The organism is Nonomuraea sp. NPDC050310, from assembly GCF_040655795.1.
In the GTDB taxonomy this organism is placed as follows: domain Bacteria; phylum Actinomycetota; class Actinomycetes; order Streptosporangiales; family Streptosporangiaceae; genus Nonomuraea.
In genome coordinates this window covers 363,491-376,856 of the sequence record NZ_JBFAKP010000004.1, presented here as the reverse complement: position 1 = coordinate 376,856, position 13,366 = coordinate 363,491, and the positions used below count along the sequence as shown (strand labels likewise).

Genomic DNA, 13,366 nt, shown 5'->3' with positions numbered 1-13,366 from the left:
TGGGTGACATGTCTGAGGTGCGCCTGACAGGGGATCTTTTCGGCCAGCGGATCCGCGAGCAGTGGACCGAGCAACTGGGCCGGCGGCTCGACGTGCTCCACGCCGGGTGCGCGTACGGCCACGGCCTCGACCTCGAACGGATCGACGCGCGCGTCACCGCCGTGGACGAGGACCTCGCGCCGGTCCGCGAGCAGCTCGAACGGAGCGACGACGTCGACGCCTGGAGTCTCGGCGACCTGCGGTCGGTGCCGATCCCGCCACGCTCCTTCGACGTCGTGCTCATCTCGTTCCTGCTGGAGCGGATCCAGCACACCGAGCTCGTGCTCGACCGCATGCTCAACGGGCTGCGCCCGGGCGGGCTGGTGCTGCTGCGCATGCGCGACCGCGGCTCGGCCTACGGCTTCTGCGACCGCGTCGTGCCCGGCTGGGCGCGGCGGCTGGCCTGGCCGTACGTGGTGATGGACGGCACGCCCGGCCCGCTGCCGGCCTGCTACGAGCCGGTGACCTCACGCGACGGCATCCACGCCTTCTGCCTGACGCGCGGGCTCATGGTCACCGACGAGGAGCGGACCACCGGCGGCCCGGCGATGGGCCGGCTGGGTTCCGCGGCGGTGGGCCTGGTGGACCGGATGAGCCGAGGCCGCTACACCTCGGCCCACGACGAGCTGTCCATGGTCATCCGCAAGCCGCAGAACCACTTCGCCCGGCTGATCTAGCGGCGCGTCAGCACGGGGTACCAGCGGCCTTCGTCGCCCTTCTGGTAGGTCGACAGCTCGGTCACCTTCTTGCCGTCGACGCTGGTCATGACCAGGCTGCTGTGGAACTCGTTCGAGCACTTCCGGTAGCAGCCCAGGCCGATGACGTTCTCGTCGTCGGCCCAGGCCCACTGCTGCAGGAGCCGCTGCTCGCCGAGGACGGCGCCGTCCCTGCCGACGACCTTGGTGGGCAGGCCGTCGCCGGTCAGCAGCTTGGTGCCGTCCGGCGACCAGCGCGGCTCGCTGCGGTAGGAGTCGGCGGTGGCCTTGTCCGGCGCCTCGGCGGGCGCGCCGTCGAGGGTGAGGTAGACCTTGGCGGGCTGGGTGGCGGTCGGCATCCACAGCAGGGCGCCATCGTGGCTCCAGCCGAGGTCCTGGCGGCGGTTCATGTTGAAGGGCTTGCCCTCGGGGTCGCCGAACTTGCTGTCCTCCATGGACGGCAGCGCGTGGTGCTCGGCGTTCCCGGTCGCCGGGTCGATCAGGTAGTAGCCGGTCCTGACCGGCTTGTGCACGTCGGGGTGCTGCTCACCGTCCTTCTGCACCATGTCGGGGTACTCCGAGTAGGTCGTCGCCAGCAGCCGGGAGCCGTCCGGCGACCACACCAGCGAGCCGGCCGGCTGCTCCAGGTCGATCCACCGGAGGACCTCCCTGGTCGTCAGGTCCATGAGGCCGACCCGGCGGCCGAGGCCGTCGCCCTCCAGCACGGCGGCCAAGTGGAGTCCCGGGGCGACGTCCACCCAGGCCCAGCCGGTGTCCTCGTAGCCGCCGCTGCGCGGGTCGTACAGCGACCAGCGGCGCTTGACCGGGTCGCCGTTGGACTCCCCGGCCTGGTAGGTGAAGTAGGCCGAGACGGCGTACTGCCCGGCCGCGATCAGCTTCTTCGGCGGGTTGTTCTCGGTGTCGGTCCTGACGTCGGTCTCGGCCGCCGGTCTCGGCGGGTAGGTCACCTCGACGGTGACCGAGGCGGCCGGGTCCGGGGTGGCGGGCTCGCGTTCCGGCACGAAGACGGCCACCAGCGCCGCCGCGGTCGCCACCGCCGCCCCCACGGCCAGCCACCGCCCGGGCTTCCTCCGGCGCCCGCGCAGCGCCCGGTCGGCCAGGTCGTGCGGCGTCCTGGCCTCGTCGGCCCACTCGGCCAGTCCCTCGCGAAGCAGGTCGGTCATGCCACGGTCTCCAGTTCCTTGGCCAGTTCTGGGGCGATCTCGCGCAGCCGGGCCAGCGACCGGTGCGCGGTGCTGCGGACGGTGCCGACGGAGACGCCCAGCTCGCGGGCGACCTGCTGGTCGGTGAGGTCCTCGAAGTAACGCAGCACCAGCACGGTCCGCTGGCGCGGGGTGAGCTTGGAGAGCGCGGCGCGCAACACCATGCGCAGCTCGCTGCGGTGCGCGGGGCCCTCCTGGGCGCGCTCGGGCGGTTCGGCCTGGACGACCTCGCCGCGCCGGCCGGCCGTCCGCCACCAGCTCACCTGCTGGCGGTACATGATCTGCCGGACGTAGGCCTCCGGGCTGTCCACCCGCGCCCACTTGGCGGCGAGCTTGGCCAGCGCGGCCTGGAGCAGGTCTTCCGCCGCGTGCTGGTCACCGCCCGCCAGCAGGTAGCCCAGGCGCATCAACGCGGGGGACCGCGTCGAGACGAACTCGCGGAAGCCTCGCTCCTGTGCGGCGTCCACGATCACCTCCATCGGGGATTGTTGTCACCCTCCCAGACGCGCCAAGTGCGGCCGGACTATGCGTGCCTTCCGTAAGACTTGTCTCAGCGGTTACAGTTGTTTCCTACCAAGTCGATCGGAATAGTTGGATGACACACGCGGAGTGGACCCCCGACGCGCACGAGCTCGCCGACCTGGAGCTGCTGCTCTCCGGCGCCTTCCAGCCGTTGACCGGGTTCATGGGCCACGACGAGGCGCACGCGGTCGCCGAGACCGGCGCTCTGCCCGACGGCACGCCCTGGCCCGCCCCGGTCACCATCCACCTGCCCGACCACCTCGCCGCCGGGTCCGGGACCGAGGAGGTCACCCTGCTCGATCCCGAGGGCGTGCCGCTGGCCGTCCTCACCGTGGCCACCGGGCAGGTCAGGGCGCTGGGGCCGATCGAGCACGGGCCGTTCGCGCGGCTGCGCCGTACGCCCGCGGAGGTCGTCAAGGAGCTCGGCGGCCGGCCCGCGCTGGCGGTCACCATGCGCGGCCCCCTGGACTCGCTGACGGAGATCCGGGCCACCGCGCAGGAGCTCGACGCCGCGATCCTGCTGCTCCCCCTGGTGTACGGCGAAGCCGGCCCCGCGATCGTCCGGGCGGCGCTGAAGTCGGCCAAGGAGCTCGACGCCACCGTGGTCGCGGTGCCGCTGGCCCCCCGCGAGGACCCGGAGATCGACCTGGAGCTGCGCGAGTACGTCGCGGAGAACTACGGCGCCACCGAGCACCTGCCCGGCCCCGAGCCGATCGTCCTGCCCGGCCCGCCGCACCGCCGCGGCCTGGTGGTCTTCTTCACCGGCCTGTCCGGCTCGGGCAAGTCCACCATCGCCCGCGGCCTGCGCGACGCCCTGCTGGAGGAGGGCTCGCGCAAGCTGACCTACCTCGACGGCGACGTGGTGCGGCAGCTCCTGTCGAAGGGCCTGACCTTCTCCCGCGAGGACCGCGACGCCAACATCCGGCGCATCGGCTTCGTCGCCGCCGAGGTGGCGCGGCACGGCGGGCTGGCCATCTGCGCGCCGATCGCGCCCTACGCCGCGACCCGCGAGGAGGTGCGCGAGCAGGTCGAGGCGGTCGGCGCCGACTTCCTGCTGGTGCACGTCTCGACCCCGCTGGAGGAGTGCGAGCGCCGCGACCGCAAGGGCCTGTACGCCAAGGCCCGCGCCGGCCTGATCCCCGAGTTCACCGGCGTGTCCGACCCCTACGAGGAGCCGGACGACGCCGACCTGGTCATCGACACCACGCACGTCCCGGTCGAGAGCGCGGTCGCCCGCGTGCTCGGCGCCCTGCGCAGCGGAGGCTGGATACGTTGATCGATTTCCCGCTCGTCGCCGGTTCCTTCCTGGTCGCCATCGTCGTGGGGCTGACCGGGATGGGCGGAGGCGCGTTGATGACGCCCATGATGATGCTCTTCTTCAACGTGCCGCCGCTGGCCGCGGTCTCCAGCGACCTGGTGACCTCGGCCGTGATGAAGCCGGTGGGCGGGATGGTCCACCTGCGCCGCGGGACGGTCAACCTGCGCCTGGTGGCCTGGCTGTGCGTCGGGTCGGTGCCGGCCGCCTTCTGTGGGGTCTTCCTCATCCGCGCCTTCGGCGAGGGCGCGGCGGTGCAGGGGGCGGTCAAGTCGGCGCTCGGCGTGGCGCTGCTGCTGGCCGTGGCCGGGCTGGTGCTCAAGACGCTGTTCGGCGACCGGGGCGGCTCGGTCGGCGCCCGGGAGATCTCCGTGCGCCCTGTCCCTACCGTCCTGGTCGGCCTGGTCGGCGGGCTGGTGGTCGGGGTCTCCTCCGTCGGGTCCGGCTCGCTGATCATCGTGGCGCTGCTGGCGCTCTACCCCGTGCTCAGGGCCAACGAGCTGGTCGGCACCGACCTGGTGCAGGCCGTCCCGCTGGTCACCTCGGCCGCCCTGGGCCACCTGTTCTTCGGCGACTTCCGGCTGGATCTCACCGTGTCGTTGCTGATCGGCTCGATCCCCGGCGTCTACCTGGGCGCCCGGCTGTCGGCCTGGGCCCCCGCCGGGGTGATCCGCGCGCTGCTGGCCTACGTGCTGCTGGCCTCGGCGCTGAAACTGCTCGGCGTCGGCAACACCGCCACCCTGTGGATCCTGGCCGCGGCGGTGCCGGTCGGCGTGCTGGTCTGGCGTCTCAAGGGCGGGGCACCGGCGTCGCGTGGAAACGCCGATCTCGTGCCAGCCTCGCGAACGCCTCAGCCGCCCGCGGAGTGACGTCGAAGCGCGTGTCGCCCCGCGGCGCGCGCGGCGAGTCGAAGTAGACCAGCGCCTTGATCTGCGGGTAGCCGCCGAGCTGAGCCCGCACGGAGTCGAAGAAGGCCGGCTTGAAGTCGGGCTGCCCCGGCCGCTCGAAGACGCCCCACTCGGCGACCATGATCGGCTTGCCCGGGAAGCGGCGCTGCATCCACCGGTAGAAGCCCGGCCACTGGGCGTACTCCCGGCGCGTCTTGTTCACCAGGCCGCTGAAGTCGGCGACCCGCGCGTCGGCGTAGGGGTCCATCGCCACCCAGTCGACCACGTCGTCACCGGGGTAGAGCCGCTCGAACCACGACTGCGAGGCCCAGTTGGGCGCGCCCATGTAGGTCATCACCGTCACCGCGTTGCGCACGCCGCGCTCGCGCAGCCGGAGCACGACGTGCCGGAACATCGCGGCGTAGTCGTCGGCGGTCATGCCCGAGCCCTCGGCCGGCGAGACGTCGTCCTCCGGCTCGTGGTGGACGGTGAGGAAGAACCGTTCGGGGAAGCGGGTGCGCAGGTGGGCGGCCAGCCGGTCGATCCGGCTGTCGAGCGCGCCCTCGGCGATCTCGGCCCAGGTGTGGTCGAAGGACGGCTTCCAGTTGATCAGGAGCAGCCTCGGCGTCTCCGGGTCACGGGCCAGCTCGATCTCCTGAGCGGTGGGGAAGAGCTCGCTGCCCCGGTGGTAGACGTGCAGGATGTCGGCGCTGCGGCCCATCCGCCGCTCGGCGCGTTCGAGGGCGCGGCGCGGGCGCAGGCCGGTGAAGACCTCCGGCGCCACACCCCACCAGGCGCCGCAGGAGGGGATCAGCTTGGCGGTCGCGACGCATGACTGAGGGGTCACGGTAGGGCGGGCGGCGGTGGCGGTCGGAGCCGCACCACGGGCGCCCGAGCAGGCGGTGGCCGGAATCACCGCCGCAAGAATGCAGGCTATTGTCCGGAAATAAGCCTTTGTCCGCATGAATAACCGGACCTCTTTCTCGGAATTCTCGAAATTCTGGAAATCGGGACAACGTACTCCAGGGCGCTTCGCCGTACCGGAGAAAATCTTCTGTATTGAGTCAGGGAAATGTCGGTCCACCCTATAGTGACCCAGAGTCGTCACTCGACAACGCACTGTACAAGGAATAGTCCTACATGATCCCGTCGCACGGCACGGACCTGGCCGAGCACCTCGCCCTGTTCCGCAGGCGCAGGCTGCTCTTCCTCGCCTGCGTGCTGCTGGGCGGGCTGGGTTCGGCGCTGGCCCTGCAGCTCGTGCCGCCGGCCTACACCGCGACCACGCAGGTGCTGGTCAGCCCGAGCGGGATCCAGGAGCAGAACAACCAGGTCACCGCCCGGCAGCGGGAGGCGCTCAACCTGGACACCGAGGCACAGATCGCGCAGTCGGCGGTCGTCGCGGCCAAGGCCGCCGAGCTGGCCGGGACCACGACGCTCGCCCGCCCCGAGGTCACCGTGCCGCCCAACTCCGCGATCCTGTCGATCGCGGTCACCGGGCCCGACCCGGCGCTCGCCGCCGCGCACGCGCGGGCCTACGCCAAGGCCTACCTCGCCCACCGCAAGGAGAACGCCCAGGACGCGCTCGACGCGCAGCTCAAGGCGCTCTACACCAAGATCAAGCAGGTCAACGCCTCGCTGACCGAGGTGGTCGCCGGGCTCGCCAAGCTCACCAGAGGCAGCGCCGAGCGCACCCTCGCCCTGCACCGGCAGACCGTGCTCAGCCGGCAGGCCACCGTCCTGACCACCAGGTACGACGCGCTGAAGACGGTCGCGGTGACGCCGGGCACGGTCATCAGCCCGGCCGAGCCGCCCGCCGCGCCGAGCCGGCCCAGTCCCCCGCTCTACCTGGGCACCGGGCTCATGGCCGGGCTGCTGGCCGGGACCGGGCTGGCGCACCTGCGCGACCGGCTCGACACCCGGCTACGCACCGCCGCCGACGTCGAGCGCCTCACCGGGCTGGCCGTACTGGCCGACCTGTCGGCACCCGCACCGGACCCGCACGAGCCGGCCTCCTCGCTGATCGCCTCCTGCCGGGGCGAACGGCTGCTGGTCCGCGCCGTACCCCGCGAGCCGGTCGAGCAGCCGGTGCTGCCCTTCGCGTTGCCGTTCGCCCTGCTCGACGGTTCGAGCGTGCACGACCTCGGGCTGGCCGACGCCGCGGTGCTGCTGGTCACGCTCCGGCGGGCCACCGCCACCGACGTCGCAGCCGCCGCCCGCCACCTGCGCCGCCACGAGGTCCCCGTCGTCGGCGTGATCACCCGCTCCGCGGCGAAGACGCCCGCCGCCCCGCGGCCGTCGGGCCACCCCGGCGAGACCGCCCCGATCCCCGTGGTCACGGACCAGGCATGAAAGGGCCCGCCTGGCCGATCACGGCCCTGCTGGTCGGCTATCCGCTCTGGTGGGCGCTCGGCTTCGGCGGGCTGTCGGTGGTCGTCCTGGCCGTCCCCATGGCCGTCATCCTGTGGCGGCGACGCCCGATCCGGCTGCCGAAAGGCTTCGGCCTGTGGGCGCTGCTGCTGGCCGGCTACCTGATCAGCGCGCTCATGCTGGGCGAGCTGCCGCCCGGCACCTACGGCGAGCTCGGCACCGGCCGCGTCGTCGGCTACCTGATGCGGCTGTCGCTCTACCTGGCCATGCTGGTCATGGTCCTGTACCTGGGCAACCTCACCGAACGCGAGCTCCCGCAGCTCCGGCTGGTCCGGATGCTCGGCGTGCTGTTCTGCACCACCGTCGCCGGCGGCCTGCTCGGCGTGCTGCTGCCGGGCTTCGCCTTCACCTCGCCGGTCGAACGGCTGCTCCCGGACTGGCTCGCCGGCAACTCCTTCGTGCAGAACCTCATCCACCCCACCGCCGCCCAGACCCAGAAGGTCCTGGGCTACGCCTCACCCCGCCCGGAGGCCCCCTTCGAGTGGGCCAACGCCTGGGGCAGCAACCTGTCGGTGCTGCTGATCTGGTTCGTGGTCGGCTGGTGGGTGTACGGCGGGCCGCGCCGCAGAACCTTCACGGCGGTCATGCTCGCGCTGGCCACGATCCCGGTCGTGTACTCGCTCAACCGGGGCCTGTGGATCGGCCTCGGCCTGGCCGTCTGCTACCTGATCGTGCGCGTCCCCCGCACCCGCCTGACGTTGTGCCTGACCGCCGGGGCGGGCGCGGCGGTGTTCCTGCTCAGCCCGCTGGCCCCGCTGGTCGCCCAGCGGCTGGACAACCCGCACAGCAACGACATCCGGGGCTTCACCGTCTCGGCGACGATCCAGGCGGCCGCCCACTCGCCGGTGATCGGCTACGGCAACACCCGCAACGCCCTGGGCAACCACCGCTCGGTCACCACGGGCAAGACCCCGTGGTGCCCGCAGTGCTCCCACCCGCCGCTCGGCAGCGACGGGCAGCTCTGGCACCTGCTCATCACGCAGGGCTTCACCGGAGCCGCGCTCTACGTCGCCTTCTTCCTGGGCGCCGTGCGCCGCCACTGGACGGACCGCAGTCCCATCGGCCTGGCGGGCGTGCTCGTCATGCTCCTGGTGCTGCTCTACATGTTCGTCTACGACGGCCTGGTCACCCCGCTCAGCCTGTACCTCATCTCCTTCGCCCTCCTCTGGAGGAACCAGGCGCCATGCTGACAGATGCCCGACTCCGCCTGCGCTACCTGCGCCAGACGATCAGCCTGCTCTATCCCGGGCCGGGGGCTTGCCGGCCGTACAGTGTGCTGCCGCACGCCGTGCTCCCCCGCCGGCTGGCCCCGCGCCGGTGGTGGCACGCGGCGCTCGGGCCGCGGGTCGACCTGCCCGTCGAGTGGTCGATCGAGAGCCACCTGAGCGAGGTGCTCGGCACGCCGGTGCGCGCGGTCCTGCTGGTCCGCCCTGCCCGGCGGGCCAACCGCAAGCCGATCCTGGAGGCGCACGACGCCTCCGGACTGGTCGCCTACGTCAAGATCGGCGACACGCCGCAGACGCGGGCGCTGGTCGACGCCGAGGCCGCCACGCTGGCGCGGCTGGCCGACCTGCCGCTCAAGACCGTGGTGCCGCCGGCCGTGCTGCACCACGGCACCTGGCGCGGGCAGGCGGTCCTGGCGCTCGCGCCGCTGCCCGTCCGGCCGGGCCGGGTGCCTCCCGGGCTGCTCGCCGAGGCGGTCGCCGAGATCGCCTCGACCGGCCCTGGGGCCTGGCACGGCGACCTGTCGCCGTGGAACGTCGCGCCCTCGGCCGACGGGCGGCTGCTGGTCTGGGACTGGGAACGGTACGAGCTGGGCGTGCCGCTCGGCTTCGACGCGCTCCATCACCACTTCCAGCGCTGCCTGCGCCGGATGGACCCGGCCACCGCGGCACGTGCCTGCCTGGCCGGGGCGCTGCGCACGCTGGAGCCGTTCGGCCTCAGCGCCGCCGAGGCCCGCCGGACCGCGCTCGCCTACCTGATCACACTCGCCGGACGGCACGCCGCCGACGGCCACGAGCCTCTCGGCCCGCCGGACCGCTGGCTCAACCCGCTCGTCGACCACCAGGAGGCACTGCTGTGAACGCGATGAAGCGGTCGACTTCGGAGGCGTCGCCGTGAACGCGATGAAGCGGTCGGTCCTGTCGGTGTCGCGCGCGGCGGGGCGGCTCACCGCCGCCGGCCGCGTCCTGCCCGGCTTCCTCATCGTGGGCGCGCAGCGGTGCGGCACCACCTCGCTCTACCGCGCGCTGGCCCAGCACCCGCTGCTGCTCAAGCCGGTGCTGCACAAGGGCGTGCACTACTTCGACACCGGCTACGAGCGCGGCCTCGACTGGTACCGCGGCCACTTCCCGCTGACCGTCGGCGCGGCGCTGATCCGCCGCCGGTACGGCAGGCGCCCCCTGCCCTTCGAGTCGTCCCCGTACTACCTGTTCCACCCATTGGCCGGCCGCCGCATCGCGCACGACCTGCCCGGCGTCAAGCTGATCGTGCTCGTGCGCGACCCGGTCGAGCGGGCCTACTCCGCGCACGCCCACGAGCTGGCCCGCGGCTACGAGACCGAGTCGAGCTTCGAGTACGCCGTCGAGCTGGAGGCCAAGCGGCTGGCCGGGGCCGAGCGGCTGCTGCGCGAGGAGCCGCACGCCGTCCACCACTCGCACCGCCACCACGCCTACCTGGCGCGTGGCCGCTACGCCGAGCAGCTCGACCGGCTGGAGCCGCTCTTCGGCCGCGAGCGCATCCTGGTGCTGGACAGCCACCGCTTCTTCGCCCAACCCGAGCGCAGCTACGAGCGGGTGCTGGAGTTCCTGGGCGTGCCCCGGATGGGCGACCCGGTCTTCGAGCGGCACAACAGCCGCCCGCGGCCGAGCCCGCTGCCCGCCTCGACCCGGCAGGCGTTGCTCGACCACTTCGAGGTCTACGACACCCAGCTCGTGCGCTGGCTGGGCGGTGAGCCGTCGTGGCGGTGAGCCTCGCGCGCGCCGGGCTGGCCGGGCTGGCCGGCGCGGCGGCCGGCGCGCTCGCGCAGTTCGTGCTCGTCGTCGTGGTCACCCGCACCACCAGCCTGGAGGAGGCCGGGTCGTTCCTCGCCGCGGTGGCGCTGGCGCTCATGACCGCCGGGATCTGCCGGCTGGACGCGGGCAACGGGCTGATCTTCTTCATCTCCCGGGCCGAGACCTACGGGTACCGCGGCATCTCGGGTTACCTGCGGGCGGCGCTGGTGCCCTCGGTGGTGCTGGCGGTGCTCGCCGGGGTGCTGTTCGAGCCGGTGCTGGGGCCGCTCGCCTACGCCGTGCCGGTCATGGTGGCCGCCGACATCCTGCTCGCCGCGACGCGGGGCTTCGGCAGCATGCGGCCGACCGTGCTCTGCGACGGGCTGCTGCTGCCCTTCGCACAGCTCGTGCTGGTCAGCGCCGCGGCGTGGGGCGCGGTCTCGCTGATGCCGGTGGCGTGGGCGGTGCCGTACGGCGTGGTGCTCGTGCTGGCCATGGCCGCCCTGCGCGGGCGGATGCCGCACACGCCCTACCTGCCCGGCACCGGGCGCGACCTGTGGCGGCACACCGGGCCGCGGGCCGTGGCCGGGGCGATCCAGGCCGTCTTCCAGCGGCTCGACCTGGTGATCGTGGCCGTGCTTGGCGGGCCGGCGCAGGCCGCGGTCTACGCGGCGGCGACCAGGTTCCGGGTCGTGGGGCAGCTCGCCAACCAGGGGCTGGCGCAGGCGGCCCAGCCGCGGCTGGTCCGGGCGATGGCCGCGGGCGACCTGCCGCGGGCGCGTGAGCTCTACCAGACCACCACGATGTGGCTGGTGCTGCTCACCTGGCCGGTCTGGCTGGGGTACGCCGCGGTCGCGCCGTGGCTGATGCGGATCTTCGGCGCGGGCTACGACGCGGCGATCCCGATCGCGCTGGTGCTCTCGGCCACCATGATGATCTCCACCGCCTGCGGCATGGTCGACGTGGTGCTGACCGCCGCCGGGCACACCGCCGCGAGCCTGCGCAACCTGCTGTGCGCCCTGGCGGTGACGGTCGCGCTCGACGTGGCGCTCATCCCCGCCCACGGCGCGTTCGGCGCGGCCGTCGGCTGGTCGGGCGGCGTGCTGGTCAAGAACCTGCTGCCGCTGTGGCAGCTCCACCAGCGCTACGGCCTGCGGCCCTTCGGGCGGCACACGCTGCGGGTGCGCGAATGGGCCCTCACATGACGCCCGTGCTGGTCACCGGCCTGCCGCGGAGCGGCACGAGCTGGACCGGGCGCATGCTGGCCGCGGGCGGCGAGCTGATCTACGTCAACGAGCCGCTCAACCCGCAACATCCGCCGGGCCGCTGCCCCGGCGTGTTGCGGGCCTCGGTCACGCATCGGTTCCAGTACATCTGCGACGGGAACAGCGCGGCCTTCCTGCCCGCCTTCCGTGACACCGTGGCCCTGCGGTACGGCTTCCTGGCCGAGCTGCGGGCCAACCGCTCGCCGTACGACCTCGGGCGGCTGGCCCGGTACGGCGGAGCCTTCCTGTACGGCAGGCTGACCGGCCGGCGGGCCCTGCTGGACGACCCGTTCGCGGTCCTGTCGGCCGGCTGGTTCGCCACCGAACTGGGCTGCAAGGTGATCGCCCTGGTCCGCGACCCGGTCTCGTTCGTGGCGAGCTGGCAGCGGCTGGGCTGGACGGTCCACTTCCACGAGCTGCTCGACCAGCCGCTCCTGGTGCGCGACCACCCGAGCGTGCTGGAGCTGCGCGCGCTGGCCGGCTCCGGGGACCGCATCGCCAAGGCGGTGGCGTTGTGGCGCTTCGCCCGGCAGGTGCTGGGGGCGACGCCCGGCATCCGGGTGGTCGGCTACGAGGCGCTGGCGGCCTCGCCGATCGCCGGGTTCATGGAGCTCTACCACTACGCGGGGCTGACCTGGAGCCCTCGGGCGCGGCGCCGGATCACCCGCGCCTGCACCACCCCGGCCGGGGCCGGTCCCGGGTTCGCCTGGTCGGGCCTGTCGCGCACCGGGTTCCGGCCGATGGACTCGCGCCAGGCCCTGCGTTCCGGCGCCCGCGGGCTCACCCCGGACGAGGTGGCCCGCATCCGCGACCTGGCCGGCCCCGTCCACACCTAGCGCCCGCCGCGGCCCTGTCCCCCTCCGCCAGGTCCCCCGCCCCTAGCGCCGGCCGGTCAGGAGGGCGGGCAGCCGCTCGGCGAGACGGTCGTAGTCGGCGGTCGTGTTGTAGATCTGCGCCGACAACCTGAGCAGCCCGCCCGGCTCGATCTTGATCTGGTAGCCGAGCCGGTCGAGCACCAGCTCACCCAGCGCATCCGCCTCGGCCCTGGTCGTGCCCAGCCCGGGGCCGAGCCGTACGACGCGCATCGGCACGCCCGGCCACCCCGGGACCGCCTCGCCCGCCAGCGCCTCGGCCAGCACCCGCTGACCATAGGCGGCCAGGGCCTGGTTGTGCGCCCGCACGCGCTCGATCCCCAGCCGTTCCAGCACCGCCAGCCCCTCCGGCGCGGCCAGCCACGAGCTGTAGTCGCCGGTCCCGCGCCACTCGACGGCCGCCGGGTAGCCCTCTCCATAGGACACCACGAGCGGCCGCACCCGCTCCCGCCAGTGCGGCGCGACGGCGAGCATGGCCGCCGGGCGCGGCGCGAAGGCCCATTTGTGCAGGTTGCCCACCCAGAAGTCGGCGCCCAGCGCGTCAAGGTCGAGCGGCAACATGCCGGGCGCGTGCGCCCCGTCCACGACGGTCACCACCTCGCGGGCGGCCAGCTCCTTGACCAGCCGCGCCACCGGCAGCAGCCGGGCGGCCGACGAGCTCACGTGGTCGAAGACCGCGATCCGGGTGCGCTCGGTGACCGCGCCGGTGATCGCCGCCACCGGATCGGCGCCCAGCTCGGCCCGGACCAGCACCGCGCCGGTCTCGGCGGCGTGCCGGCGCAACGCGAGCTCGACGGCGGCGTACCCGTGGTCGGTGTGAATGATCTCGTCGCCCGGCCTGACCGGGATCGAGCCGAGCGCGACGGCCACCCCCTCGGTGGCGTTGGCGACCAGCGCCCCGCCGCCGGTGCCCAGGAAGGCGGCGATCCGCCCGCGCGCCTCGGCGAGCCGGCCGGGCAACCGGGCGAAGAAGCGGTCGGGCGCCCGCTCCAGCTCGTCCCGCCAGCGCCGCTGCGCCTGCTGCACCTCGATCGGGACGGCGCCGAAGGAGCCGTGGTTGAGCTGGACGATCTCCGGATCGAGGGAGAACAGCTCCCGCGCGCCGGGCAGGGGGACGATCACCGC

13 protein-coding genes are annotated in these 13,366 nt (G+C 73.3%); 9 read left to right on the top strand and 4 right to left on the bottom strand.

Annotated features, from left to right (window positions below; genetic code table 11):
- The first annotated feature begins 8 nt into the window (after nt 1–8).
- Nucleotides 9–716, top strand: coding sequence for a class I SAM-dependent methyltransferase (locus AB0I67_RS14910; protein ID WP_357923230.1), 708 nt, complete (start codon nt 9–11; stop codon nt 714–716).
- Here AB0I67_RS14910 and AB0I67_RS14905 read toward each other — a convergent pair.
- Both AB0I67_RS14905 and AB0I67_RS14900 read right to left on the bottom strand, forming a co-directional pair.
- Nucleotides 713–1,918 carry a hypothetical protein gene (locus tag AB0I67_RS14905; protein WP_357923228.1) on the bottom strand — a complete coding sequence of 402 codons (1,206 nt, stop codon included), beginning with the start codon at nt 1,916–1,918 and terminating at the stop codon, nt 713–715. The two genes, AB0I67_RS14910 and AB0I67_RS14905, sit on opposite strands and share 4 nt — an antisense overlap.
- The gene (locus tag AB0I67_RS14900) at nt 1,915–2,424 is read right to left on the bottom strand and encodes a SigE family RNA polymerase sigma factor (RefSeq protein WP_357923226.1); all 510 of its coding nucleotides are present in this window, start codon (nt 2,422–2,424) and stop codon (nt 1,915–1,917) included. Before AB0I67_RS14900 ends, AB0I67_RS14905 begins: the two co-directional genes overlap by 4 nt.
- Before the next feature lie 128 nt (nt 2,425–2,552).
- Between AB0I67_RS14900 and cysC the strand changes: the two genes are divergently transcribed.
- Both cysC and AB0I67_RS14890 read left to right on the top strand, forming a co-directional pair.
- Nucleotides 2,553–3,755: an adenylyl-sulfate kinase gene (cysC, locus tag AB0I67_RS14895; RefSeq protein ID WP_357923224.1), complete on the top strand. Its 1,203-nt coding sequence runs from the start codon at nt 2,553–2,555 to the stop codon at nt 3,753–3,755.
- On the top strand, nt 3,752–4,663 hold the full coding sequence (locus AB0I67_RS14890) for a sulfite exporter TauE/SafE family protein (protein ID WP_357923222.1): 912 nt from the start codon (nt 3,752–3,754) through the stop codon (nt 4,661–4,663). Before cysC ends, AB0I67_RS14890 begins: the two co-directional genes overlap by 4 nt.
- Here the strand turns inward: AB0I67_RS14890 and AB0I67_RS14885 are convergent.
- Entirely contained in the window at nt 4,584–5,597 is a 1,014-nt protein-coding gene (locus AB0I67_RS14885; RefSeq protein ID WP_357923220.1) for a hypothetical protein, read from the bottom strand. The genes AB0I67_RS14890 and AB0I67_RS14885 overlap by 80 nt on opposite strands.
- A gap of 224 nt (nt 5,598–5,821) precedes the next feature.
- On the opposite strand from AB0I67_RS14885, the gene AB0I67_RS14880 reads away from it, so the two are divergent.
- From AB0I67_RS14880 to AB0I67_RS14855, 6 genes are read left to right on the top strand one after another with little or no spacing between them, the layout of a single operon-like run.
- Nucleotides 5,822–7,033, top strand: coding sequence for a Wzz/FepE/Etk N-terminal domain-containing protein (locus AB0I67_RS14880; RefSeq protein ID WP_357923218.1), 1,212 nt, complete (start codon nt 5,822–5,824; stop codon nt 7,031–7,033).
- Complete coding sequence (locus tag AB0I67_RS14875; protein WP_357923216.1) at nt 7,030–8,301, top strand: hypothetical protein; 1,272 nt, start codon at nt 7,030–7,032, stop codon at nt 8,299–8,301. The genes AB0I67_RS14880 and AB0I67_RS14875 overlap by 4 nt, the downstream gene beginning before the upstream one ends.
- Complete coding sequence (locus AB0I67_RS14870) at nt 8,295–9,194, top strand: hypothetical protein (RefSeq protein WP_357923214.1); 900 nt, start codon at nt 8,295–8,297, stop codon at nt 9,192–9,194. Before AB0I67_RS14875 ends, AB0I67_RS14870 begins: the two co-directional genes overlap by 7 nt.
- Before the next feature lie 43 nt (nt 9,195–9,237).
- Nucleotides 9,238–10,080 carry a sulfotransferase domain-containing protein gene (locus tag AB0I67_RS14865; RefSeq protein ID WP_357923327.1) on the top strand — a complete coding sequence of 281 codons (843 nt, stop codon included), beginning with the start codon at nt 9,238–9,240 and terminating at the stop codon, nt 10,078–10,080.
- The gene (locus AB0I67_RS14860) at nt 10,071–11,309 is read left to right on the top strand and encodes a lipopolysaccharide biosynthesis protein (protein ID WP_357923212.1); all 1,239 of its coding nucleotides are present in this window, start codon (nt 10,071–10,073) and stop codon (nt 11,307–11,309) included. The genes AB0I67_RS14865 and AB0I67_RS14860 overlap by 10 nt, the downstream gene beginning before the upstream one ends.
- Complete coding sequence (locus AB0I67_RS14855; protein WP_357923210.1) at nt 11,306–12,205, top strand: sulfotransferase; 900 nt, start codon at nt 11,306–11,308, stop codon at nt 12,203–12,205. Before AB0I67_RS14860 ends, AB0I67_RS14855 begins: the two co-directional genes overlap by 4 nt.
- Before the next feature lie 42 nt (nt 12,206–12,247).
- Here AB0I67_RS14855 and AB0I67_RS14850 read toward each other — a convergent pair whose 3' ends face one another.
- Entirely contained in the window at nt 12,248–13,363 is a 1,116-nt protein-coding gene (locus AB0I67_RS14850; RefSeq protein WP_357923208.1) for an aminotransferase class V-fold PLP-dependent enzyme, read from the bottom strand.
- Between the last annotated feature and the right edge of the window lie 3 nt (nt 13,364–13,366).

Excerpts from the sequence above, each read along its gene's own strand:
- AB0I67_RS14910 (WP_357923230.1), top strand. The coding sequence starts at position 9 with ATGTCTGAGGTGCGCCTGACAGGGGATCTTTTCGGCCAGCGGATCCGC.
- AB0I67_RS14905 (WP_357923228.1), bottom strand. The coding sequence starts at position 1,918 with ATGACCGACCTGCTTCGCGAGGGACTGGCCGAGTGGGCCGACGAGGCC.
- cysC (WP_357923224.1), top strand. The coding sequence starts at position 2,553 with ATGACACACGCGGAGTGGACCCCCGACGCGCACGAGCTCGCCGACCTG.
- AB0I67_RS14880 (WP_357923218.1), top strand. The coding sequence starts at position 5,822 with ATGATCCCGTCGCACGGCACGGACCTGGCCGAGCACCTCGCCCTGTTC.
- AB0I67_RS14875 (WP_357923216.1), top strand. The coding sequence starts at position 7,030 with ATGAAAGGGCCCGCCTGGCCGATCACGGCCCTGCTGGTCGGCTATCCG.
- AB0I67_RS14870 (WP_357923214.1), top strand. The coding sequence starts at position 8,295 with ATGCTGACAGATGCCCGACTCCGCCTGCGCTACCTGCGCCAGACGATC.
- AB0I67_RS14865 (WP_357923327.1), top strand. The coding sequence starts at position 9,238 with ATGAAGCGGTCGGTCCTGTCGGTGTCGCGCGCGGCGGGGCGGCTCACC.
- AB0I67_RS14855 (WP_357923210.1), top strand. The coding sequence starts at position 11,306 with ATGACGCCCGTGCTGGTCACCGGCCTGCCGCGGAGCGGCACGAGCTGG.